General features: G+C 70.8%; 26 protein-coding genes. 11 read left to right on the plus strand and 15 right to left on the minus strand.

Going from position 1 to position 20,587, the window contains the following annotated elements:
- Window positions 1-96: 96 nt before the first annotated feature.
- On the minus strand, window positions 97-285 hold the full coding sequence (locus E8A49_RS08685; protein WP_293379128.1) for a hypothetical protein: 189 nt from the start codon (window positions 283-285) through the stop codon (window positions 97-99).
- 187 nt (window positions 286-472) lie between these two features.
- The gene (locus tag E8A49_RS08690; protein ID WP_293379131.1) at window positions 473-916 is read right to left on the minus strand and encodes a biopolymer transporter ExbD; all 444 of its coding nucleotides are present in this window, start codon (window positions 914-916) and stop codon (window positions 473-475) included.
- Window positions 917-1,025: 109 nt separating this feature from the next.
- Between E8A49_RS08690 and E8A49_RS08695 the strand changes: the two genes are divergently transcribed.
- Window positions 1,026-1,994 carry a WD40 repeat domain-containing protein gene (locus E8A49_RS08695; RefSeq protein WP_293379134.1) on the plus strand — a complete coding sequence of 323 codons (969 nt, stop codon included), beginning with the start codon at window positions 1,026-1,028 and terminating at the stop codon, window positions 1,992-1,994.
- A gap of 47 nt (window positions 1,995-2,041) precedes the next feature.
- On the opposite strand, the gene E8A49_RS08700 is transcribed toward E8A49_RS08695, so the two are convergent.
- Window positions 2,042-2,320 carry an RcnB family protein gene (locus E8A49_RS08700; RefSeq protein ID WP_293379137.1) on the minus strand — a complete coding sequence of 93 codons (279 nt, stop codon included), beginning with the start codon at window positions 2,318-2,320 and terminating at the stop codon, window positions 2,042-2,044.
- Window positions 2,321-2,487: 167 nt separating this feature from the next.
- On the opposite strand from E8A49_RS08700, the gene E8A49_RS08705 reads away from it, so the two are divergent.
- Window positions 2,488-3,318, plus strand: coding sequence for an enoyl-CoA hydratase-related protein (locus tag E8A49_RS08705; protein WP_293379140.1), 831 nt, complete (start codon window positions 2,488-2,490; stop codon window positions 3,316-3,318).
- Here E8A49_RS08705 and E8A49_RS08710 read toward each other — a convergent pair.
- The 4 genes from E8A49_RS08710 to E8A49_RS08725 form a co-directional block, all read right to left on the minus strand.
- A complete protein-coding gene (locus E8A49_RS08710; protein WP_293379143.1) occupies window positions 3,315-3,851 on the minus strand; it encodes a chromate transporter in 537 nt (178 codons plus the stop codon). The genes E8A49_RS08705 and E8A49_RS08710 overlap by 4 nt on opposite strands.
- Window positions 3,848-4,417, minus strand: a complete 570-nt coding sequence (locus E8A49_RS08715) for a chromate transporter (protein ID WP_293379146.1) — start codon at window positions 4,415-4,417, stop codon at window positions 3,848-3,850. Before E8A49_RS08715 ends, E8A49_RS08710 begins: the two co-directional genes overlap by 4 nt.
- Window positions 4,418-4,467: 50 nt before the next feature.
- Window positions 4,468-5,340 (minus strand): sulfotransferase, encoded by an 873-nt coding sequence (locus E8A49_RS08720; RefSeq protein WP_293379149.1) that lies wholly within the window; start codon window positions 5,338-5,340, stop codon window positions 4,468-4,470.
- A gap of 101 nt (window positions 5,341-5,441) precedes the next feature.
- The gene (locus E8A49_RS08725; protein WP_293379152.1) at window positions 5,442-6,104 is read right to left on the minus strand and encodes a nitroreductase; all 663 of its coding nucleotides are present in this window, start codon (window positions 6,102-6,104) and stop codon (window positions 5,442-5,444) included.
- A 167-nt stretch (window positions 6,105-6,271) separates the two neighbouring features.
- Between E8A49_RS08725 and mtgA the strand changes: the two genes are divergently transcribed.
- On the plus strand, window positions 6,272-6,931 hold the full coding sequence (mtgA, locus tag E8A49_RS08730; protein WP_293379155.1) for a monofunctional biosynthetic peptidoglycan transglycosylase: 660 nt from the start codon (window positions 6,272-6,274) through the stop codon (window positions 6,929-6,931).
- A 123-nt stretch (window positions 6,932-7,054) separates the two neighbouring features.
- Entirely contained in the window at window positions 7,055-7,768 is a 714-nt protein-coding gene (locus E8A49_RS08735) for a PEPxxWA-CTERM sorting domain-containing protein (protein ID WP_293379158.1), read from the plus strand.
- A 141-nt stretch (window positions 7,769-7,909) separates the two neighbouring features.
- Here the strand turns inward: E8A49_RS08735 and E8A49_RS08740 are convergent, their stop codons facing one another.
- Entirely contained in the window at window positions 7,910-8,800 is an 891-nt protein-coding gene (locus tag E8A49_RS08740; RefSeq protein ID WP_293379160.1) for a LamG-like jellyroll fold domain-containing protein, read from the minus strand.
- Window positions 8,801-8,956: 156 nt separating this feature from the next.
- On the minus strand, window positions 8,957-9,604 hold the full coding sequence (locus E8A49_RS08745) for a lysoplasmalogenase family protein (RefSeq protein ID WP_293379162.1): 648 nt from the start codon (window positions 9,602-9,604) through the stop codon (window positions 8,957-8,959).
- Window positions 9,605-9,747: 143 nt separating this feature from the next.
- On the opposite strand from E8A49_RS08745, the gene ald reads away from it, so the two are divergent.
- Window positions 9,748-10,860, plus strand: a complete 1,113-nt coding sequence (gene ald, locus E8A49_RS08750) for an alanine dehydrogenase (RefSeq protein ID WP_293379164.1) — start codon at window positions 9,748-9,750, stop codon at window positions 10,858-10,860.
- 137 nt (window positions 10,861-10,997) lie between these two features.
- Here ald and E8A49_RS08755 read toward each other — a convergent pair whose 3' ends face one another.
- Both E8A49_RS08755 and E8A49_RS08760 read right to left on the minus strand, forming a co-directional pair.
- On the minus strand, window positions 10,998-11,306 hold the full coding sequence (locus E8A49_RS08755; RefSeq protein WP_293379167.1) for a hypothetical protein: 309 nt from the start codon (window positions 11,304-11,306) through the stop codon (window positions 10,998-11,000).
- Window positions 11,303-11,572 carry a DUF2312 domain-containing protein gene (locus tag E8A49_RS08760; protein WP_293379170.1) on the minus strand — a complete coding sequence of 90 codons (270 nt, stop codon included), beginning with the start codon at window positions 11,570-11,572 and terminating at the stop codon, window positions 11,303-11,305. Before E8A49_RS08760 ends, E8A49_RS08755 begins: the two co-directional genes overlap by 4 nt.
- Before the next feature lie 132 nt (window positions 11,573-11,704).
- On the opposite strand from E8A49_RS08760, the gene folE reads away from it, so the two are divergent.
- A complete protein-coding gene (folE, locus tag E8A49_RS08765; RefSeq protein ID WP_293379173.1) occupies window positions 11,705-12,289 on the plus strand; it encodes a GTP cyclohydrolase I FolE in 585 nt (194 codons plus the stop codon).
- Between the two features lie 120 nt (window positions 12,290-12,409).
- Here folE and E8A49_RS08770 read toward each other — a convergent pair whose 3' ends face one another.
- Window positions 12,410-13,036 (minus strand): HAD family phosphatase, encoded by a 627-nt coding sequence (locus E8A49_RS08770; protein WP_293379175.1) that lies wholly within the window; start codon window positions 13,034-13,036, stop codon window positions 12,410-12,412.
- Window positions 13,037-13,046: 10 nt separating this feature from the next.
- Window positions 13,047-13,172 (minus strand): type B 50S ribosomal protein L36, encoded by a 126-nt coding sequence (gene ykgO / locus E8A49_RS08775; RefSeq protein ID WP_293379178.1) that lies wholly within the window; start codon window positions 13,170-13,172, stop codon window positions 13,047-13,049.
- Between the two features lie 153 nt (window positions 13,173-13,325).
- On the opposite strand from ykgO, the gene E8A49_RS08780 reads away from it, so the two are divergent.
- Complete coding sequence (locus E8A49_RS08780; protein WP_293379182.1) at window positions 13,326-14,759, plus strand: lytic murein transglycosylase; 1,434 nt, start codon at window positions 13,326-13,328, stop codon at window positions 14,757-14,759.
- On the opposite strand, the gene E8A49_RS08785 is transcribed toward E8A49_RS08780, so the two are convergent.
- Complete coding sequence (locus E8A49_RS08785; protein ID WP_293379185.1) at window positions 14,756-16,105, minus strand: MFS transporter; 1,350 nt, start codon at window positions 16,103-16,105, stop codon at window positions 14,756-14,758. The genes E8A49_RS08780 and E8A49_RS08785 overlap by 4 nt on opposite strands.
- Window positions 16,106-16,211: 106 nt before the next feature.
- Here E8A49_RS08785 and motA point away from each other — a divergent pair, with 106 nt between their 5' ends.
- From motA to E8A49_RS08805, 4 genes are all read left to right on the plus strand, one after another.
- Window positions 16,212-17,087, plus strand: coding sequence for a flagellar motor stator protein MotA (gene motA, locus E8A49_RS08790; RefSeq protein WP_293379188.1), 876 nt, complete (start codon window positions 16,212-16,214; stop codon window positions 17,085-17,087).
- A gap of 140 nt (window positions 17,088-17,227) precedes the next feature.
- A complete protein-coding gene (locus tag E8A49_RS08795; RefSeq protein ID WP_293379191.1) occupies window positions 17,228-17,506 on the plus strand; it encodes a hypothetical protein in 279 nt (92 codons plus the stop codon).
- An 82-nt stretch (window positions 17,507-17,588) separates the two neighbouring features.
- Window positions 17,589-19,385 (plus strand): FAD-dependent 5-carboxymethylaminomethyl-2-thiouridine(34) oxidoreductase MnmC, encoded by a 1,797-nt coding sequence (gene mnmC, locus E8A49_RS08800; RefSeq protein ID WP_293379194.1) that lies wholly within the window; start codon window positions 17,589-17,591, stop codon window positions 19,383-19,385.
- Between the two features lie 61 nt (window positions 19,386-19,446).
- Window positions 19,447-19,875 (plus strand): DUF6491 family protein, encoded by a 429-nt coding sequence (locus E8A49_RS08805; protein ID WP_293379197.1) that lies wholly within the window; start codon window positions 19,447-19,449, stop codon window positions 19,873-19,875.
- Between the two features lie 22 nt (window positions 19,876-19,897).
- Here E8A49_RS08805 and E8A49_RS08810 read toward each other — a convergent pair whose 3' ends face one another.
- Window positions 19,898-20,536, minus strand: a complete 639-nt coding sequence (locus E8A49_RS08810; protein ID WP_293379200.1) for a PEPxxWA-CTERM sorting domain-containing protein — start codon at window positions 20,534-20,536, stop codon at window positions 19,898-19,900.
- Window positions 20,537-20,587 lie beyond the last annotated feature (51 nt).

The following is a 20,587-nucleotide window of genomic DNA, read 5'->3' on the forward strand; positions in this document are numbered from 1 at the left end:
GGACGTTCATCCGGGGTCTCCCGGTTAGAGGTTGGAGCTTCGCAACCCCACTCTCTCAACCCGATCCCGGGTGAACAACCTTCGTAGCTTCGACACCTAGGCCGCGAGCGGCTGGCTGGAGACGAGCTGCTTCAGGCGGGCCGCCGCGAGATACTCAGGCTTCAAGAGGCCGCAGCGTTCGGCCACCCGGCCGTTGCGCCATTCGAGGACCAGCTGGTCGCCTTCCATCCGGTAGCGGCCGCGATGGACCGCCGAGCCTAGGGACACCTGCACCGAATTCCACATGTCGCGCCTCGCGCTGTTATCGGCGGCCGTTCTGGCCGCGTCTTGGGCCCATGTTCGGCCGAACGAGGTTACGCCGCGCTTAATGCTGAATCGAATTTCAGGACGTTGGAGCGGAAACGGGCCCAAAGAAAAAGCCCGCCGGATTGCGCCGGCGGGCTCTTGTCTTCGCGAACTCGATCCGTCCGGATCAGAGTTCTTCGTTGATCAGGGCGACCTGGTAGAAGCCATTGCCCTGCAGGGTGTTCATCACCGCCATGAAGTCGCCGTAGCGGACCGTCTTGTCGGCGCGGATGTAGACGCGCTGCTGGGTCGGCGGCGTCGCCGGGTCGTCCTGCGCCAGACGGCGCGAGAGGTCGCCCGTGAGCGTCGCCAGCGAGGTGGCCGCCGTGTCGATGAACACCGCGCCGCCGTTCTGGATGTTGATGACGATCGGTTCCTTGATCTTCGTCCCCGGCGGCGGCGGCTGAGCCGGCGGCAGGTCGAGCTTGATCGACACCGTGGCGGCCGGAATCGCCACCATGAAGATGATGAGGAGCACCAGCATCACGTCCACGAAGGGCGTGACGTTGATGTCGCTGTTCTGGCCGAGGTCGAAACGTCCGCCGCCTCCGCCGCCCAGCTTTGCACCCATGCGTAAATTCCTTCCCTGGGGCGTTTTCCGCCCGGCCCTTAAGAGTCCAGCGACCATTGGCAAGCCGCCGCGGCGTTGTAAAGCCCGAAGCCGCGATCTAGTGGAAGCCATGCAGTACGCCTTCGACGCCTACGTAACGGCGGTCTCTTTCGACACGGCCGGAAAGGCGGTCTTCGCGCTCGGCGACGGCAGCGTCCGCTTCGAGGACGGCGCGGCCGTGGACGCCCACGACGGGGCCATTCTGGCGGCCGTGGCGCACCCCTCGGGCCAGGGGCTCCTGACCGGCGGCGACGACGGGCGCCTCGTCTGGTCGCAGGCCTCGGGCGCGCGGGAGATCGCCGCCCTGCCCGGCAAGTGGATCGACGCGGTGGCCGCGAGCCCTGCGTCCGGCCTGATCGCCTTTTCCGCCGGCCGCGAGGCGCACGTGCGAGATGCAGCCGACGCTGACTTTTCGCGCAGTTTCGCCCACGACAAGACGGTCGCCGACCTCGCCTTCGAGCCCAAGGGCCGCCGGCTGGCCGCGGCGACCTACGGCGGAGTCTGGCTGTGGTACGCCCGTATCGAGGCCCAGAAGCCCGGCAAGCTGGCCTGGGCCGGCAGCCACGTGGCCTGCGCCTGGAGCCCGGACGGCAAGTTCCTGGTCAGCGCCATGCAGGAGAACCAGCTGCACGGCTGGCGCGTGGCCGACGAGAAGAACATGCGCATGGGCGGCTATCCGGCCAAGCCGAAGAGCCTAACCTTCCTGTCGAAGGGGAGCATGCTGGCCACCTCCGGCGCCAACGGCGTGGTGGTCTGGCCCTTCGCCGGCGCCACCGGACCGATGGGCAAGCAGGCGGCCGAGGTCGGCTACGACGAGGCGGCCATGGTGGTGACGGTGGCGGGCGCGCCGGCCCTGCCCTGGGTCGCCGCCGGCCTCGATGACGGCCGCGTCTGGGCCTGCGACCTGACCGGCCAGCGGATCGTCCCGCTGAAAGCCGAGAAGGGGGCGAGCGTCACGGCCCTGGCCATCGCCCGAGACGCCCGGCGCGTGGCCTGGGGCTGCGAGGACGGCGCGGCGGGGGTGGCGGAGGTCGGGTAGAGCGCGCGCCCTCTTCCGGCGAAGCGGAAGAGGGCGGCTCTGAAGCCTTAGCGGCTGTTGGCGATCACCGAGGCGATCACGCCGGTGGCCACGGCGCCCAGGACGTAGTTGCCGTCGACCTGGCGCCATTCGTAGCCGCGCGGCGGGCTGTGCAGGTGATGGGCGTGCCAGTCGACCTTCTCGCCGCGGCCCCAGTCCTCCTGCTTCATGTGGTAGCCCTTCTTCCATTCGTCGTGCCGGACATAGCCGCCCGGCTGGGCGAAGGCGGCGCCGGCGGCGGTCAGCGCGATGACGGCCGCCGCAGCGGCGGTGAAGGTGCGTTTCATATGGAATCTCCCTGTGGATGAGGCGCGCAGCTCTGCGCCTTGTCCCCCGACGCCAGGGTGAACGCCCCGGGCAGGCCTTCGTTCATTTTCAGACACGGCGGCCCTGGCGGCTTGCCTGCCCCGACGGCGGGGCGCTTAGTTTCGGCCAAAACCGGGCGGAGGACCCCATGAGCGAGACCCTGGAACGGCCCGCGGCGGAGATGTCGGCGGAGGTGCTCTACGAGGCGGCGGACGGAATCGCCACCATCACGCTCAACCGCCCCGAGCGGATGAACGCCATCTCCGGCCCGATGCTGGCCCGGCTGAGCGAGCTTCTGTTGAAGGCCAACGCCGATCCCAAGGTGCGCGTGGTGATCCTGACCGGCGCCGGCCGCGCCTTCTGCGTCGGCCTCGACCTGGTGGACGCCACCCAAGGCTCCGGGATCGGCTCGTCCGCCCAGGCCGCCGCGCCAAGCGTCAACCTCGACCTGCGCACCGCGCCGCCCACGGTGCTGTTCGCCATGGACAAGCCCACCATCTGCGCCCTGAACGGGGCCGCCGCCGGCTACGGCATGGACACCGCGCTCGGCTGCGACCTCCGCATCATGGGCGAGAGCTCCAAGCTGGCGGCCGCCTTCGTCAAGCGCGGCGTGGTGCCGGAAAGCGGCGGCACCTGGATCCTGCCGCGCCTGCTGGGCTGGGCGAAGGCCGCGGAGGTGATCTTCACCGGCCGCACCCTGTCGGCGCCCGAGTGCCTGGCGCTGGGCCTGGCCAACGAGGTGGTCCCCGACGCCGAACTGATGCCGCGCGCCCGCGCCGTCGCCGCCGAGATCGCCGCCAACGCCCCGCTGGCGGTGCAGTCGGCCAAGCGGCTGATGCGCATGGGGATGGACGAGACCTTCAACGACCACGTCCACCACGTCTATCTGCAGTTCCTGCAGCTGGTGCGCACCCAGGATTTCCGGGAAGGCATGACCTCCTTCCTGGAAAAGCGCCCCGCCGACTTCCAGGGCCGCTAACGCCCCGCCAGCGCCAGCAGCACCGAGAAGACGCCGCCGAGACCCAGAATCCAGAGCGGGTTGCGCCTGGCGAACAGCACCCAGGCCGCGCCCGCCGCGGTGAGCGCCCAGCCGACCAAGGTGGGATCGGCGGCGCGGCCGATGGCGACGCCGCTGGCCAGGATCAGGCCCACGGCCACCGGGGCCAGGCCCAGCTTCAGGGCCTGCACCAGGCGGGTGCGCTCGAACCTCACGGTGAGCCGCCCCAGCGCCAGGCAGACCACCGAGGAGGGCGCGAGGATCGCGGCGGTGGAGACCAGGAGGCCCAGGGCGCCGGCCACCTTCCAGCCCACGACGCTGGCGATCAGGATGTTGGGGCCGGGCGCGGCGCGGGCCACGGCGTAGAGCTGCAGGAACTGCGGATCGCTCATCCACTGGCGGCGCCAGACCACCAGCTTGCGGAGGTCCGGCGCGATGGTTGCCGCGCCGCCGAAGGCCGCCAGCGACAGGATGGCGAAGTCGAGCGCCAGCGCCAGAAGCGGCAGGCGGTTCATACGGCCGTCTCTATCGTCAGCCGCCAGGCGGCGTAGGCCATGCTGAGCGCGCCAATGCCCAGGGCCACCCAGACCAGCGGCGCGCCGGCCACGGCGACCAGGGCGAAGGCCGCCGCGCCGAATACGAGGCCGTCCCAGCGCCGGCGCAGGCTCCAAGCCATCCGCAGGCCCGTGCCGAACACCAGGCCGGCGCCGGTCGACGCCATGCCGGCCAGCAGGGCCTTGACCAGGGGCGCGCCTTCGACCCGGTCATAGACCTCCAGGATGGCCAGCAGCAGGACGAGCGGCGGCGCCATCAGGGCCGCCATGGCGGTGAGCGCGCCGGAGAGCCCACGCGCCCGGTCGCCGATCAGCACCGCCAGGTTGACGGTGTTGGCGCCCGGCAGGGTCTGGGCCAAGCCCAGCAAGGCCGCGTAGTCCTCGTCGCCAAACCAGCCGCGCTCCTCCACCAGCACGCGGCGCGCCGAGGCGGCCACCCCGCCGAAGCCCAGGAGCCCGATGCGCAGGAAGGCGCGGGCCAGCTCCGCGTGGCCGTGGGCGTAGGCGTCGGCTGGATCGGCGGCCATGCGCGGCTCCGGGCGCTTGCGAAGCCCTTGAGCCTAGCGGGGATTGCGCCTCAGGCCACCATGGGCACGGGTTCGCGCGAAGATCCGCGGCTGCTCGTCTCGGGCGCCTCGACCGCGGTCCCGTAGCCGAAGGCGTGGCGGAGGCTCTGCTCCAGCCGCCGCTCCAGCACGGCGATCTCGGTCGGGCCGTACTGGCAGGCCATCCGCGCGGCGCGGTCGGGGGCGATGTCCTCGCCGTAGGCCGGATCGAGCTTCGCCTGGACCACGGCGCGCGAGGCGACCGCCATGGCCGCCGCCAGGTCCGCGTCGTCCAGTTCCACGCCCCAATGCGCCCAGATGCGCCGGATCCAGATTTCCGGATCGCGCTCCACGTCCTCGTAGCGCACCACCATCACCGACTGCGGGAAGACCCGCTTCAGGAGGCCCCAGCGGTTGAAGAAGCGGATGAACCACCAGAGGTCGACGCCCTGGGCCGAGGGCTGGCGGGCCACATAGTCGCTCAAGGGGCCCAGCGCCTTGGCCTCGCGCCACTTGAAGAAATAGGACAACAGCGAATCGGGGATTCGCCGCACCAGCAGCACCACCGGCGGCAGGCGGATGATGCGCATCGCGCCGAGCAGCGCCACCAGCCGCGAGGGCATGTGGTGCGAGCTGCCGATCTTCGGCGCCTGCGGGAAGGTCCGCTTGTGGCGGGCGTGGCCGATGTAGACATCGCTCTGCGGCCCGCTGGAATACGCCGGCGGCGGCAGCTGCAGATGGTGGGCGACCGCATGGCTCAGCATGAAGCGCAGCCAGTGGGTGCCGGAATTGTGGCCGCTGATCAGGAAGCCGTCCACGCGGTCGGCGTAGTGCAGCAGGTGGAAGCGCGAGAGATCGTCACGCACGTCGGCGGCGAGCAACGGCAGACGGTACGCGTCACGCATGAATAGCCCCAGCGCCAGAACCCAGGCTGACCAGAGCTGATTTTTATGCCGCCATTATATCGAAACTATGTAAGTGCAATTCAAAGTTGTCACATACGCCGTTATCCGAAACCCCGGAGTTCACCCCAAACCTCGAAGGCGTCACGGCTGGCCTTAAGGGTGTTGATCGGGTGATCTTCCTCACGATACCCCAAGGCCATGCCGGCGAACAGCATGTGATCGTCAGGTAATCCCAGGAACTCAGCCACGGTCTTCGGGTAACGCGCCCAGTATTCCTGAGGGCAAGTGTCGAGGCCCCGCTCCACCGCCAGCAGCATGACATTCTGCATGAACATGCCCAGATCTGCCCATTGTGGGGGGCCAAGCTTGCGGTCCAGGCAGAAGAACAGGCCGACCGGCGCCCCGAAAAAGTCGCCGTTCCTGGCGAGCTGGCGGAGCCGCGCCGGCTTGTCGTCCCGCGGAATCCCGATGGTGGCGTAGAGGTCTTCGCCGTTCTGATAGCGCCGGCTGCGGAAAGGCTCCCACAGGTTGGGCGGATAGACCTCGTACTCCGGCGCCTCGCCGAACGGGTTGGCGGCGACCTGCGCCTTGAACGCCGCCAGCGCCTCGCCGGCCAGGCCGTAGACACGCCAGGGCTGCAGATTGCCGCCGCTGGGCGCCTGGGCGGCGCGGGCGAGAATCTCCGCCACAATCTCGCCCGCCACCGGATCTGGCCGGAAGGCGCGGATCGAAATGCGCCGCGCGACGGCTTCGCTGACATCCATGAAGGGCGCTCCGGCTTGACGCGCTCATGCGGCGCACGCCAGCTATCGCCACAGCGCAAGATCAAGGCAAGGACGCCCGCTTGGCCCGACGCTCAAAGCCCCAGCGGCCGGTCCGCGCGCGCGGCGGTCCCCATAGAGGCCTGGGGGGCCGGATCGTTCGCTGGGCGATGATCCTCGTCCTGGTGTTCGGCCTGGTCGGGCCGGTGGCCATCGTCGCCGTCTACCGCTTCGTGCCGCCGCCGATGACCTGGCTGATGATCGAGCGGATGGTCCAGGGCCACGGCTTCGACCGCCGCTGGGTCCCGCTCAACCGCATCTCCCCGCAGCTGGTGCGCAGCGTGATCGGCGCTGAGGACGCGCGCTTCTGCGAGCACCACGGCTTCGACTGGGGCGCCATGCAGAAGGCCATGGCGCACAATGAGGAACGGCCCGGCAAGATCCGCGGCGGCTCGACCATCAGCCAGCAGACCGCCAAGAACGTCTTCCTCTGGCCGCACCGCGACTATGTCCGCAAGGGCCTGGAAGCCTGGTTCACCGTGCTGATCGAGGCGATCTGGGGCAAGCCCAGGATCCTGGAGGTCTATCTGAACTCCATCGAATGGGGTCCCGGCGTCTACGGCGCCGAGGCCGCCGCCCAGGTCAACTTCCATGAGAGCGCCGCCCAGCTGAACCCGGCGCAGGCCGCGCGGCTGGCGGCGATCATCCCCAAGCCGCTGGCCTGGAAGGCCTCCAAGCCCGGCCCCTATATCCAGAAACGCGGCGGCCACATCGCCGCCGCCGCCGGCGCCATCCGCCGCGACGGCCTGGCTGACTGCGTGCTGCGCTAGCCGCCGGCCCCGCCTAGGCCAGGCCGGGCGCTGGCCTCCCTATTGCAAAGCTTCAGGTTAACCGGCGGCGCTGTCCAGAATTGGCACGGCAAGGCCATCCACCCTGTGACCGAGGCTTGCCCCATGAAGACCCAAATCGCCTTCGCCGCGCTCGCCGCCGGCCTGATCGCCGCCGGTTCGGCGTCCGCCACCCAGCTCCTGGCCAACGGGAACTTCGACGCCGGGAACACCGGCTTCACCAGCCAGTACGTCTATTCGCCGCCGAACGGCACGGGCGCCAACCTGTGGCCGGAAGGCACCTACGACGTCACCACCAACCCGAACCTCGACCATCCGCTGTTCGCATCCTTCGGCGACCACACCCCGGCCCCGTCGCTGGGCGAGATGATGGTGGTCAACGGCGCGTCGGCGCCCAACACCATCGTCTGGTCGGAAGGCAGCAACGGCGCGCCCCTCGTCGGGGCGTCGAACACCGCCTACACCTTCTCCTTCTGGGTCGCCTCGGTCTATCCGGACAGCCCCGCGGACCTGCAGCTGTGGATCAACGGCCAGGTGGTGAACGGCGCTTCCTTCCAGGCCGAGGGCGGCCCGGCCGGCGTCGGTAACTGGCAGGAATTCACCTACAGCGGCGTCACCGGCTCCACGGGCCTGCAGAGCATCTCGCTCAGCAACCTCAACCTGCAGCCCAGCGGCAACGACTTCGCCCTGGACGACATGAGCCTGACGGGCGTGGCCGTGCCGGAGCCCACGAGCTGGGCCCTGATGCTGGTCGGCTTCGGCGGCCTGGGCGCCCTGCTGCGCAGCCGCCGCCGGCGCGGAGTCCTCGCCGCGGCCTGATCTCTCGAGTTTGCCCGCGGGGACTTTCTCCAGCCCCGCACAGTGAAACGCCGCCGGGGCCCCGCCCGGCGGCGTTTTTCGTTTCCAGGCTGCGCCCCGCCGCAACCCCGCGAGGATCCCGGCGGGCGGCGCCCAACGGCTTCAGGCGATGGCCACGGTCCGGTGCTGGCGGGCCCAGCGCAGTTGCGCCCCCAGGCCGCCGAAGCCGACCAGCATCAGGGCCCAGGCCGCGGGTTCAGGAACGCCGCCGCCCGTGTTGGTTCCCTCGGCCGCCTTGTAGAGCCCCTCGACCTGGTCCCCGGTCAGTTGGGTGTCGAAGAGCGCGACCCCGCCCAGGCTGCCGTCGAATTCCCGGTTGCCGAACGCATTGCTCTGGCCGACGTAGAAGGGTTCGTTCTCCGCACCATGGCCCCCCGGACCGCCCGTGCCGGCGAGCACGCCGTCGACGTAGAGGTCGGTCGTCCCGGTGTCGCTGAACGTGCCGACCACGAAGATCCACTGGTTCAGGCTGCTGGAGTCGAAGTCGGTGGCGGCGCCCACGTAGCCGCCGCCATTGGTGTAGAAGCGGAGCTGGTTGTCGCTGTTGTCGATCTGCAGATCGAGGTCGTCGCCGCCTTGCGATTCCCCCGCGATCGAGAAGATCCGACCGGCCGTGCTGGGCAGCGAGGCGAGGTTGATCCAGGCGGCCACCGTGCCGGTGCTGGAAACCCCGCCCTGGAGCGGATTGGCCCCGCCGGCGGTGGCGTAGGACCCGGTGTTCGGCGTGTTCGGCAGCACCAGGGAGGATTGGTTCGGATCGGTTCCGAAGCCGGTCCCCGCGCCGCCGATCGAGGCCGACCCCTGCAGGGTCCCAGTGTGGCCGTTGGCCACGTCATTGGCCTGGCTGGCCTGGGTGAAGGGATAGTATCCGAGCAGGCCAGCGGTGTTCTCCACCGCCGTGTCATAGGCGGTTTGCGCCGCCGCCTGTCCCGCCATGCCAGCCCCCGCCAGCAAAGCCGCGGCCGCGCTGGCGGCCAAGAATTCGCGCTTCATCACATGTTCTCCAACGGTCAATCGGGTTAGAATTGCCGTTGGTGATTTGTGTGAACGATCCCCGTCCGGTCCATAATGCATCCGCACTAATCGACCGCCGTTAGGGACTTAAATGACGGAATCTGCGTACAAATTCGCCTTATAGGGGAATCGCCCTCAGGCCTCGGCGGACAAGGCCTGCGCGACGCCGGTGGCGACCAGCGCCTGACCGGCGAAATAGAGGCCCCAGACCGCGAAGCCCACCCAGGCCTGGCCGGCCAACGGCCCCATGCGCGCGAAGATCAGCTCGTCGGAGACCAGGAAGATGAAGGCGCCCAGCGCCACCTGGCGCGGAAAGCGGCTGAGGCCCGCGCAGGCCGCCGCCAGCGCTCCGCCGCAGGCGTAGACCGCGATCCCCGGCGCGGCGGCGCGGTCGGTCGGCAGGACGAAGGCCGCCCAGACGGCCACCGCCGTCAGCAACGCCGCGAAGCCCCAGCCCGCCGCGCCCAGGCCGGCCTGGCGGTTCTTCAGATAGAGGCCGATGGCGACCAGGTGCCCGGCCAGGAAAACCGCTCCGCCCACGGTCTGCCCGGCCGCCCCCAGGAGGACGTCGCCCGCCGCGCCCAGCGCCATCACCGCCGTCAGCAGCCAGCCGTCCAGGCTCCGCGCCCGAAGCGCGGCGTAGACCGCCAGGAAGCCGACGCCGGTTCCCTTCCAGGCCAGCGACGCCGCCGGCGTGAGCGGCAGGCTCCAGGAGGCGATGTAGCTCACCCCGCCCAGCACCGCCGCGGCGAGCGCCGCATTCGCCAAGGTCTCGCGATCCACGTAAAATCCCCCCAAGTCCCGACGAAGCCTAGAGGGCGTCGGCGGCTGGCCCAAGCGGGCGCCGGAAGCTTCGTGTTGACTCCGCAAGCCCCGCCCCTCAAACCACCGCCGTCCCGCAAAAACCCGCCCCGATGGAGGCTTTCATGCGCGTTGGCGTGCCCCGCGAAATCAAGGCTGACGAATACCGCGTCGGCCTCACCCCGACCGCCGTGCGGGAATACGTCAGCCACGGCCACGAGGTGATCGTGGAAAAAGGCGCGGGCGCGGGCGCCGGCTACCCCGATGAGGCCTACACCCGGGCGGGCGCCAAGATTGTCCCCGACGCGGACGCGGTGTTCTCCGGCGCCCAGCTGATCGTTAAGGTGAAGGAGCCGCAGCCCGTCGAATGGGCGCGCCTGACCGAGAACCACATCCTCTTCACCTACCTGCACCTGGCGCCCGATCCGGCCCAGGCCGACGGCCTGCTGGCCTCCGGCTGTGCGGCCATCGCCTATGAGACGGTGACCGACGCGCAAGGCGGCTTGCCGCTGCTGGCGCCGATGTCCGAGGTCGCCGGCCGCATCGCGGTGTTCTCCGCCGGCGAGACCCTCCTGAAGCACAATGGCGGCATGGGCCTCCTGCTCTCCGGCGTGCCCGGCGTGCCGCCGGCGCGCATCGTGGTGCTGGGCGGCGGCGTGGTCGGCATGAACGCCGCGCGCATGGCCGCGGGCCTGGGCGCCGAGGTGGTGATCGTCGAGCGCTCGATCCCGCGCATGCGCGAGCTCGACAACATGTTCCAGGGCCGCATCCTCACCCGCTACTCCACCCAGGACGCGGTGGAGGAAGAGATCCTCAAGGCCGACGTGGTGGTGGGCGCGGTGCTGACCGCGGGCGCCAGCGCGCCCAAGATGATCCGCAAGGACGACCTGAAGCGGATGAAGCCGGGCTCGGTGCTGGTGGACGTCTCCATCGACCAGGGCGGCTGCTTCGAGACCTCCAGGCCCACGACCCACGCCAACCCGACCTACACCGTCGACGGCGTCGTCCACTACTGCGTGGCCAACATGCCGGGCGCGGCCCCCCGCACCTCCTCCGAGGCCCTGGTGCACGCGACGCTGTCCTTCGGCCTGCAGCTGGCCGACAAGGGGCTGGACGCGCTGAAGACCAACAAGCACCTGGCCAAGGGCCTGAACGTGCTCAAGGGCCAGCTCACCCACCCGGCCGTCGCCGAGGCCCTCGGCAAACCCTTCGTCGATCCCTACGGGGCGTGGAAATAGCCAACCGCGGCCGTCATCCTCCGGTCAGCCGCAGGCTGATCCGGGGGACCCAGGCTTAGATGCGGAATTGGGCGAGGCCGTCTAGGTCCCCCGGATCGCCTCTTCGGGCGACCGGAGGATGACGGAATCTGGGTTGGCTACTCAGCCTTCCCCTTCCGCCGGAAGGGCCGCCGCTTCAGCTCCTTCTTCTCGCCCTTCGCCTTGGCCGCGATCTCCTTCAGCTTGACGGTCTGCAGGGCCGAGAGCGCCTGGCCGGGCGCGCCCTTTTCCGGGTCGCCGAAGGCGCGGCCGTAGGTCTTCAGCCGGTCGGTCACCGAGCCGATGAATTCACCCTCCCACTCGGAGAGCTTGACGCCAGCCCGGTCGGCCTGGCGCTGGGCGCGTTTCAGGGCGTTGAGGGCCGCGCGCTTGGCCGCCGCCTTCGGGTCTGGCGGCTTTCGGTTCAAATCTCCCCGATCGCCGAGAGGTAGAGGTCGAGGATGGCGTCCTCTTCCATCCGCTTGGCGCGGTCCTGTTTGCGGATGCGGACCACCTTGCGCAGGATCTTGACGTCGAAGCCGTTGCCCTTGGCCTCGGCGAAGACCTCCTTGATCTGCTCGGCCACCTCGGCCTTCTCGACCTCCAGCCGCTCGATGCGCTCGATGATGCTCTTGAGCTGGCCCTGGGCGGCCTGGTTCAGGACGTCGGGATGGGCGGAAGCGTCGTCGGCCATGGGAAGTCTCGTCACCGCAGGAAAGGGAAGTGCGCGCGACCCTATCGGCGCGCCCGGCCCCTGTCATGCTGGCCAAGTCCCTTGCCTGTGGATAAGCCCTTGAGGTGAGGCGCAGCGACGCGGGAGAGCTTGATGTCCGAGAAGAGCCGCCCGACCCAGGCCGACGCCGAGGCCGCCGTCCGCACCCTGATCGAATGGGCCGGCGACGATCCCGACCGCGAGGGCCTCTTGGAGACCCCGGCGCGGGTGGCGCGCGCCTACCGCGAGCTGTTCGCGGGCTACGAGGCCGATCCGCGCGACTACCTGGCCAAGACCTTCGAGGAGGTGGCCGGCTACGACGAGCTGGTGATCCTGAAGGACATCCCCGTGGTCAGCTTCTGCGAGCACCACATGCTGCCGTTCATCGGCCGCGCCCACGTGGGCTACCTGCCGGCCAGCCGGGTGGTGGGCATCTCCAAGCTGGCCCGCGTGGTGCGCGGCTTCGCGCGGCGCCTGCAGATCCAGGAGAAGCTCACCGCCCAGATCGCCGAGGCCATCCAGGACATCCTGAGCCCCAAGGGCGTGGGCGTTGTGATCATCTCCGAGCACAGCTGCATGACCATGCGCGGCGTCAACACGCCGGGCGCGCGGCTCACCACCAGCCATCTCCTGGGCGGCGTCCGCGACGACCCGCGCACCCGCCAGGAGTTCTTCGACCTGGTGCGCGGCGAGCACTAGAGTCCTAGTTGCTCCCCTCTTGGGGGAGCTGTCAGCGAGGCTGACTGAGGGGGTCCTCAACAATCCGGGGGCGACCCCCTCCGGCGCTTCGCGCCACCTCCCCCGAAGGGGAGGCATTGATCAGAGCAATCCCGCCGCCTCGAGCGGCGGCCGCAGCGCCGCGGGATCGGTGAAATGGAGCGTGTGGAAGCCTAGCTTCATGGCCGCGTCGATGTTCGCCGCGCTGTCGTCGACGAACAGCGCCGCCTCAGGCTTAAAGCCGAAGCGCTCGCAGATGAGGCGGTAGATCGCCGGGTCCGGCTTCATCACGCCTTCGCGGCCGGAAACGACCCGTCCGTCCAGCAGGGCGAACGCCGGGCTCATGGCGAAGGTCTGGTCCTCCGTCTCATGGCTCATGTTGGTGAGGGCGTACTGCTTCACGCCGCGCGCGTGCAGGGCGGCGATGGCGGTTTCGGTCTCAGGGATCGCGCCGCACAGCATCTCGTAGAAGCGGTGTTTCCACGCCCAGATGGCGTCGTGATGCTCCGGATGCTTCGCCGCCAGCGCAGCGCAGTTTTCGTCGAAGCTCAGGCCGCCGTCGGTGGGCCCATGCCAGGCCAGGGTGCAGACCTCGCCCAGGAACCGGTCGCGCTCGGCCGGATCGGGGAAGATCTTGGAATAGAGCGCGCGCGGATCCCAGCGCACGATGACGTTGCCGACGTCCCAGACCACGATCTTTGGCCAAACGACCAGAGACGGCCGGGACATCGGGCGTGCGTCAGCCCTGCTTGGCTTTGAAGCGCGGGTTGGTCTTGTTGATGATGTAGACCCGGCCCTTGCGGCGCACGAGCTTGCAGTCGCGGTGACGCGTCTTGAGCGACTTAAGCGAGCTTCTGACCTTCATCGGACTACTCGGGGACCTATCTCGGGCGCGGACGATGGCGTCCGGGGGTTTTCACAAGAGCGCGCGGATATACGGAAAGGCCCCGGCCAAGTCAATGTCGCAGGCAGCCAGTTCCGATTGAGGGATGACTCGACGCCCGCTAGACTCCCGACGATGCGGTTGCGTCATCTCTCGCTGATCCTGTTGGCCCTCGTGGCCGCCTGCGCGAGTCCCACGGCCAAGCCGCCCTTGCCGACCCGCCTGCCCACCGCGCCGCCGCCGGCGCGCCAGCCGGTCACGCCGCCCGAGGCCGCCCCGCCGGCGCCGTCGCAGGTCGGGCCGATCGCCCCGCCGGCGGTGTCCGGCGACATGGTCTTCGACGCCTGGGCCTCGTCCTTCTACGGCAAGGCGCTGAAGGCCGGCATCCCGCGTGAGGTGCTGGACCGCGAGATGGCCGGCCTGACCCCCGATCCGCGGGTCACCGCCCGCGACAGCCGCCAGCCCGAATTCTCCCAGCCGATCTCCACCTACGTCAAAGGCGCGGTGACGCCGGGGGCGGCGTCCACCGGCGAGCACGAGCGGGTCGAGGTGCCCCAGCTGCCGGATATCGAGCAGCGCTTCGGGGTTCCGCGCGAGATCCTGATCGCCATCTGGGCGCGGGAGAGCGCGTTCGGGGCCATCCAGGGCGACTTCGACGTCATCCGCTCCATGGCCTCGCTGGCCGCCCAGGGCCGCCGCCGCGACTGGGCGGAGGGCGAGCTGATCGCGGCCTTGCGGATCATCGCCACCGGACAGGCGACCCGCGAACAGCTCAGGGGCTCGTGGGCCGGCGCCATGGGCCAGACCCAGTTCATCCCGTCGGCCTATCTCTCCACCGCCGTGGACGGCGACGGCGACGGGCGGCGCGACATCTGGAATTCGCCGGCCGATGCGCTGGCCTCGGCGGCCAACCTCTTGGCCAAGGGCGGCTGGCATAGGGGCGAGAGCTGGGCGCGGGAGGTGACCGTGCCGGCCGATTTCGACTTCAGCCTGACCGAAGGGCCGAAGCTGTCGCCGGACGCCTGGACGGCGCTGGGCGTCCTGCGCGCCGACGGCCTGCCCTGGACCGACAATGACAAGGCCGTGGAGGCCCAGCTGATCGCCCCGGCAGGCGCGCAGGGGCCGCTCTTCCTCTTGTTTCCTAACCACTTCGTGATCCGCAAGTACAACAACTCGGTGGCCTATGCGCTGGCCGTGGGTCTGCTGGCCGACCGGATCGCCGGCGCCGGGCCGCTGGTGACGCCCTGGCCGGCGGAGACGCCGTTGTCCCTGGCCGACCGGATGACCGCCCAGCGGGCGTTGCTGGCCCTGGGCTTCAGCCCCGGGACGCCGGACGGGATCGTGGGCGTCGGCACCCGCACGGCCTTGCGCGCCTTCCAGAAGGCCCACGGCCTGACGCCGGACGGCTATCTGTCGCCGGGCATGGTGCAGCAGTTGAAGCTGGCGGCCGGCGGCGGCGATTCCGCGCTTCCGCCGCCTGCCGCGCCCGCATTTGAACCGCCGGCGGCCGCGCCCGCGCCCTTGCCAGCCTCCGCGGCGACGGCCGCCGCCGAGGCCCCGCCGACCTAGGCGCCGCCCTCGTCGCTGCGCTCGATGGTGGCCATGGTGGCCTCCTCGCGGGTCACCGCCGCCGGGTCGGCGTTGCGCAGCGCCTTGGAGACGAAGGCGTAGACCAGGAGGCCCAGCATCAGGACCATGTTCAGGTAGAAGGGCGCGGAATGGTTGGCCCGGTAGAGGGCCATGAAGGCCGGCGCGAAGACCGCGTTGATGCCGTTGACCGCCGCGATGGCCCCGGCCACCCGCGCCTGGTCCTTCCAGCCGACCGCCAGCGAGGAGCCCGCCGTGAACCCTGGCCGGGCGAAGCCGAAGCCCATGCTGGCCAGGGCATAGCCCGCCACCACCGTGTGGTAGTCCGGCGCGATCGCCACCAGCAGGTTGCCGGCCGCGCCGCAGACCACGCCCCAGCGCAGCAGCTGCTTAGGCGTCATCTGGAACATGCGGATGATGCCCCACTGGGCCAGCAAACCCGCCAGGGCGCCGAAGGCCATGGCCGTGGCGATCTGCTCCTTGGCCGCCATGGGCGAGACGCCCAGCTTGTCGATCACCAGGAAGCCCAGGGTCTGCTGCTGGGCCGTCTGGCAGGTGGCGACCACGAAGCCGTAGAGGGCGAAGGGCATGATCCGCGGGTCGCGCCACAGGGGGCGCTGTTTCTCGAGCGTCAGCTCAGCTTCGTCCTCGGCTTCCTCCTCCGGCGTTTCGGTCCGCCCGCGGCTCTCCGGCAGGAAGCGCCAGACCACCACCAGCATCGCCGCGGCGATGGCGGCGAAGGTGAACAGCGGCCCGGCCAGGCCCACCACCGGATAGATGAAGTAGGGCGCGAGCCAGGGTCCGACGAGGGTGCCGATGCCGATGGCGCCGGCCAGCATGGCCATCGACTGGGTGCGTTCCGCCCGCGGCGTGTGGTCGGCGATATAGGCCTGGTAGGCCGGGTTGGAGGCCGCCCCGAACAGGCCGAACAGCGAGCGGCCGAGCAGCAGGAAGACGAAGATCATCATCGGCGCGGCCATCTGGCGCAGGCCCGCCGAGACCACGCCGCCGCACAGCACCATCGACACCAGGAAGCCGGAGAGGCCGACCATCATCATCGGCTTGCGGCCATAGCGGTCCGAGGCCTTGGCCCAGAACGGCGAGGAGCAGGCCCACAGGACCGCCGACAGCGAGAAGATCGCCACCACCATCTCGTCGGGGATGGCCAGCGAGCGTCCGATCAGCGGCAGGACCGAGATCAGGCCGTTGTTGCCGATGGCCGTCGCCACCGACGACCAGAAGATGATCGCGAAGGCCCGTCTGGGCAGCGTGCCGCCGGGGGCGCCTTTGGGCGCGCCGTTGGCGGCGCTGGTCAGGGCGTTAGCCATGGGTCCGGCTTATGCGCGAGTGCGCCGCAGCGCAAACCTCGCCCAGCACTCACGGCCCATTAAGCAATAACGGCGATGTTCCGGCTCGGCGTCGTGGGAGAATCCCTTGTTTCCTATCATTGGCATTGTGCTGCTGTTCGGCTTGGTTTTCGGCAGCTTCATCATGACCGGGGGCAACCTCGGCGTGGTCATTGAGGCGGCTCCGCACGAGCTGATGTGTATCCTGGGCGCCGGCGTCGCCGGCCTGCTGATCGCCAACTCCGTCCCGGTGCTGAAGAACCTGGGGGCCGGCCTCGGCAAGGTCTTCAAGGGCCCATCCTGGAAGGCGGCGGACTACCGCGACCTGCTCAGCCTGCTCTTCACCCTGACCAAGACCATGAAGTCCAAGGGCGTCATCGCGCTGGAAAGCCACATCGAGACGCCCAAGCAGAGCTCGATCTTCTCCCGCTATCCGAAGATCATGAAGGACCACTTCGCCATCGACTTCATCTGCGACACCCTGCGGATGATGACCATGAACCTGGAGGATCCGCACCAGGTCGAGGATGCGATGGAGAAGCAGCTCGAAAAGCACCACCACGAAGCGCACGGCGGGGCCCACGCCCTCACCAGCCTCGCCGACGGCCTGCCCGCCCTGGGCATCGTCGCCGCCGTGCTGGGCGTCATCAAGACCATGGGCGCCATCACCGAGCCGCCCGCCGTGCTGGGCGAGATGATCGGCTCGGCCCTGGTGGGGACGTTCCTGGGCGTGTTCCTGGCCTATGGCCTGGTCGGCCCGATGGCCAACCGCATGGCCGCGGTGATCGACGAGGACGCCTCCTTCTACAAGATCATCCAGGCCGTCCTGGTCGCCCACCTGCATGGCAACGCCGCCCAGATCTCCGTCGAGATCGGCCGCGGCAGCGTGCCGAGCGGCAGCCAGCCGAGCTTCCTGGAGCTGGAAGAAGCGCTGAACGCCATCCCGGCCGAGGGCGCGGCCTAGCGCCCGATTGCGGCCTGAACGCCGCTGGATTCGCGATCACGGAAGCGTGAGGTCAAACCTTGCCCTGGCGGCGAAGCGGCGCATAGTCCGCCTCGCGCCTGCCCCCTAGGGCGCGTGGATCCGAGACGAAGGACACGCTCATGACCCGCTCCATCACCGCCAAGCTGCTGATCGCCGCCGCCGCCATCTGCGCCCTCTCCGTCGCCGCCTGCAGCAAGAAGCCGGCCGCCGACGCCGCCGCCACGCCGGCCGCCGCCAGCCCCTCGAGCGGCAGCGCCGCCGACGCCGCCGCAGCCGCCCAGAGCGCCGCGGCCACCGCCGCCGACGCCGCGGCCGACGCCAACAAGGCCGATGCGGCGACGGCCCCCGCCGCGCCCGCCACGACGCCGCCCGCCGCCCCGGCGACGCCGCCGAAGTAGCCGTCGCTTTCTCGAGCGGCCTGAAGGGGCCGTCCTGTCAGGGGCGGCCCTTTTTGCCGCCGCGCGCTATAGGCTGGCGGCGATGCCTTCCGCTGCTTCCGAAAGCCCTCTCGACTGGACCGCCGACGGCCAGCCGCGCTCGCGCCTCTACGACGACGTCTACTTCTCCGCCGAGGACGGCCTGGCCGAAGCCCGCGCGGTCTTCCTGGCGGGCTGCGGCCTGCCGGACGCCTGGGCCGGGCGGTCACGGTTCACGGTGGGCGAGCTGGGCTTCGGGACCGGCCTCAACATCCTGGCCCTGATCGAACTCTGGAGCCGCGCGCGTCCGCCCGGCGCCCAGCTGCACATCTTCTCCATCGAAGCCCATCCGATCGCCGCGGACGAGGCGCGGCGCGCCCTCGCCCGCTGGCCGGAGCTGGGCGGCCTGGCCGAGCGCCTGCTGGCCCAATGGCCCGGCCGCGCGCGCGGCGGCCATCGGGTCGAGTTCCCCGACCTGGGCGTGATCCTCGACGTGGCCGCGGCCGACGCCGCCCAGGCGCTGCGGGACTGGCTGGGCCAGGCCGACGCCTGGTTCCTTGACGGCTTCGCCCCGGCCCGCAACCCCGCCATGTGGTCCGATGAGGTGCTGGGACTGGTCGGCGCGCGCTCGGCGCCCGGCGCGGTCGCCGCCACCTTCACCGTCGCGGGCCAGGTGCGCCGGGGCCTGGCCGCCGCCGGGTTCGAGGTCGAGAAGGCCCCCGGCTTCGGCCGCAAGCGCGAGCGGCTGGCCGCCCGGCGGCCGGGCGCCGCGCCGGCGGCGAAGCGTCCGCGGCGGGTCGCCATCGTCGGCGCGGGGATCGCCGGCGCCTCCGCCGCCCGCGCCGTCCGCGCCCTGGGCGGCGAGGCCCTGGTGTTCGACGCCGAGGGCCGCGGCGCCGGCGCCTCGGGCAATCCCGCCGCCCTGGTGACGCCGCGCCTGGACGCCGGCCTCGGACCGCCCGCCCAGCTGTTCGCCCAGGCCTTCCGCCGCGCCGTCGCCCTCTACGAGGCCGAGCCCGGCCTGATCATCGCCAGCGGCGCCCTGCAGGTGGCGACGCAGGACCGCGATCCTGGCCGCTTCGCCAAGGTGGCCGCGTCCGGCCTGTTCGAGCCGGGAACGCTGAAGGCCCTGACGCCGGCGGAGACCTCCGAACGCCTCGGCGAGGCCGAGCCCCAGGCGCTCAGCCTGGACGACGGCTTGGTGATCGAGCCCCGGGTCCTGCTGGCCGCCTGGACGCCGGAGGTCACTGCCGGCGCCGTCGCCCGGGTCGAGCGGGACGGCGCGGGCTGGCGGTTGCTGGATGCTGCCGGCGCGGTGCTGGCCACCGCCGACGCCGTGATCCTGGCCGCCGGCCTAGCCACGGCCGAGCTCGCCCCTGGCCTGCCGCTGCATCCCGTACGCGGCCAGGCGAGCTTCACCCCCCTCGCCGATCCGCCGCCCGCCGCGGCCTTCGGCGGCTACGCCATCCCGACCCGCGGCGGCGTGCTGTTCGGCGCCACCCACGACCGTGGCGACACCGCGCGCGACGTGCGGGCCGAGGACCACACGCGCAACCTGGGCTTCCTGGCCGACGGCCTGCCGCGCCTGGCCGGGCGCTTGGCGGACGCGCCCCTGGAGGGCCGCGCCTCGATCCGGGTCGCCACGCCGGACCATCTGCCGGTGGCGGGCTCCGCGCCTGGCGCGGCGGCGGGCCTCTATGTCCTGAGCGGCCTCGGCGCGCGGGGCTTCACGCTCGCGCCGCTGCTGGCCGAGCATCTGGCGGCTGAGATCATGGGCGCGCCCTCGCCCCTGCCGCGCCCCTTGTCCGAGGCCGTGGATCCGGCCCGATTCGCACGGAGGGCGGCGCGGCGCGGTTCCTAGGCAAGCCAGCTTGGCCGATGTAGCTTCGCCCTCGGGGGACGGCCTGAACAGGATAAGATCGATGAAGACCCCGACAGCCCAGATCCGCCACACTCGCCTCGCCCGCGGCCTCGCAGGCCTCGCCGCCGCCCTGCTGGCGCTGGGCGCCACCGCCGTGGGCGCCGCCGACAAGCCGGCGAGCAAGGACACCTGCTTCTGGGCGCGCAACGTGACGAGCTTCGCCGCGCCCGACGACCACACGGTCTACGTCAAGGTGAACCAGCGCGACGTCTATCGCCTGGACCTGATGATCTCCTGCCCCGACGTGCAGTTCAACCAAGCGGTCGCGCTGCAATCGAGCCGCGGCGCCGGTGGCAGCATCTGCGGTCCGCTCGACGCCGAGATCATCAGCCACGCCACCGGCCTCGGCCGCCAGCGCTGCCCGGTGAAGACGCTCACCAAGCTGACCCCGGAAGAGATCGCCGCCCTGCCGAAGCATGCGAAGCCCTAGCCGGGACCGGCGCGCCGGAGCCTCAGGGGGCCGCGATCCGGCGGCGGCGCAAGGCGCCGCCCGCCGCGCCAAAGCCGACCAGCATCAACAGCCAGGCCGAGGGCTCCGGCACGGCGCCGGGGCCGCCGGGCGCACCCACGACGATCGGGATGGTGTCGGGCGGCGAACCGGGGCCGCCGCCCAGGACGACGCCGCCGGGGACGCCGGACAACGGCAAGCCGTCGGCAAGGCCGCCCGGCGGTGAAAATGGCGCGCTGTCCAACTCGCGCGGCGTCGTCGCCGCGGCGGGAACCCCAACGGCTTCGGCCGCCGCCGGACGGCTTGCGAGATCGTCCAGCAAGGCCTGGGCGGTCTGTGGCGGGACCGCGCCCGGGACGGGAGAGGCCATGGCCTCCCGGGTCGGGCAGGCGATCGGCATGCGGACATAACGGGTGGCGATCGGGTGGGGCCGCGCCGCGCGGACGATGTGGCGCACCCGGTGCGGGACCGCGTGGGCCGCATGCGGACGGGAGTGGCGCGGCGCGATGTGGGCCGCGGCCTGCCGCACCCACGTGAAGCAGTCCAGCTCGCGCGCCATCGCCGGCGTCGCGCCCAGCACCGCCACGAGGCTCGCCACCGACGCGCGGGCCGCCCAGCGCCTGCGGTGCGGCGGATTGGACACGGCGCGGCGCGGACACGGGTTCTCAATCGCGCGCGAACGGGAGTCGTCGCG

Origin of the sequence: Phenylobacterium sp., from assembly GCF_004799515.1 — a bacterium.
Lineage (GTDB): Bacteria > Pseudomonadota > Alphaproteobacteria > Caulobacterales > Caulobacteraceae > Phenylobacterium.

Excerpts from the sequence above, each read along its gene's own strand:
- E8A49_RS08685 (WP_293379128.1), bottom strand. The coding sequence starts at position 285 with ATGTGGAATTCGGTGCAGGTGTCCCTAGGCTCGGCGGTCCATCGCGGC.
- E8A49_RS08690 (WP_293379131.1), bottom strand. The coding sequence starts at position 916 with ATGGGTGCAAAGCTGGGCGGCGGAGGCGGCGGACGTTTCGACCTCGGC.
- E8A49_RS08695 (WP_293379134.1), top strand. The coding sequence starts at position 1,026 with ATGCAGTACGCCTTCGACGCCTACGTAACGGCGGTCTCTTTCGACACG.
- E8A49_RS08700 (WP_293379137.1), bottom strand. The coding sequence starts at position 2,320 with ATGAAACGCACCTTCACCGCCGCTGCGGCGGCCGTCATCGCGCTGACC.
- E8A49_RS08705 (WP_293379140.1), top strand. The coding sequence starts at position 2,488 with ATGAGCGAGACCCTGGAACGGCCCGCGGCGGAGATGTCGGCGGAGGTG.
- E8A49_RS08710 (WP_293379143.1), bottom strand. The coding sequence starts at position 3,851 with ATGAACCGCCTGCCGCTTCTGGCGCTGGCGCTCGACTTCGCCATCCTG.
- E8A49_RS08715 (WP_293379146.1), bottom strand. The coding sequence starts at position 4,417 with ATGGCCGCCGATCCAGCCGACGCCTACGCCCACGGCCACGCGGAGCTG.
- E8A49_RS08720 (WP_293379149.1), bottom strand. The coding sequence starts at position 5,340 with ATGCGTGACGCGTACCGTCTGCCGTTGCTCGCCGCCGACGTGCGTGAC.
- E8A49_RS08725 (WP_293379152.1), bottom strand. The coding sequence starts at position 6,104 with ATGGATGTCAGCGAAGCCGTCGCGCGGCGCATTTCGATCCGCGCCTTC.
- mtgA (WP_293379155.1), top strand. The coding sequence starts at position 6,272 with ATGATCCTCGTCCTGGTGTTCGGCCTGGTCGGGCCGGTGGCCATCGTC.
- E8A49_RS08735 (WP_293379158.1), top strand. The coding sequence starts at position 7,055 with ATGAAGACCCAAATCGCCTTCGCCGCGCTCGCCGCCGGCCTGATCGCC.
- E8A49_RS08740 (WP_293379160.1), bottom strand. The coding sequence starts at position 8,800 with ATGAAGCGCGAATTCTTGGCCGCCAGCGCGGCCGCGGCTTTGCTGGCG.
- ald (WP_293379164.1), top strand. The coding sequence starts at position 9,748 with ATGCGCGTTGGCGTGCCCCGCGAAATCAAGGCTGACGAATACCGCGTC.
- E8A49_RS08760 (WP_293379170.1), bottom strand. The coding sequence starts at position 11,572 with ATGGCCGACGACGCTTCCGCCCATCCCGACGTCCTGAACCAGGCCGCC.
- folE (WP_293379173.1), top strand. The coding sequence starts at position 11,705 with ATGTCCGAGAAGAGCCGCCCGACCCAGGCCGACGCCGAGGCCGCCGTC.
- E8A49_RS08770 (WP_293379175.1), bottom strand. The coding sequence starts at position 13,036 with ATGTCCCGGCCGTCTCTGGTCGTTTGGCCAAAGATCGTGGTCTGGGAC.
- ykgO (WP_293379178.1), bottom strand. The coding sequence starts at position 13,172 with ATGAAGGTCAGAAGCTCGCTTAAGTCGCTCAAGACGCGTCACCGCGAC.
- E8A49_RS08780 (WP_293379182.1), top strand. The coding sequence starts at position 13,326 with ATGCGGTTGCGTCATCTCTCGCTGATCCTGTTGGCCCTCGTGGCCGCC.
- E8A49_RS08785 (WP_293379185.1), bottom strand. The coding sequence starts at position 16,105 with ATGGCTAACGCCCTGACCAGCGCCGCCAACGGCGCGCCCAAAGGCGCC.
- E8A49_RS08795 (WP_293379191.1), top strand. The coding sequence starts at position 17,228 with ATGACCCGCTCCATCACCGCCAAGCTGCTGATCGCCGCCGCCGCCATC.
- mnmC (WP_293379194.1), top strand. The coding sequence starts at position 17,589 with ATGCCTTCCGCTGCTTCCGAAAGCCCTCTCGACTGGACCGCCGACGGC.
- E8A49_RS08805 (WP_293379197.1), top strand. The coding sequence starts at position 19,447 with ATGAAGACCCCGACAGCCCAGATCCGCCACACTCGCCTCGCCCGCGGC.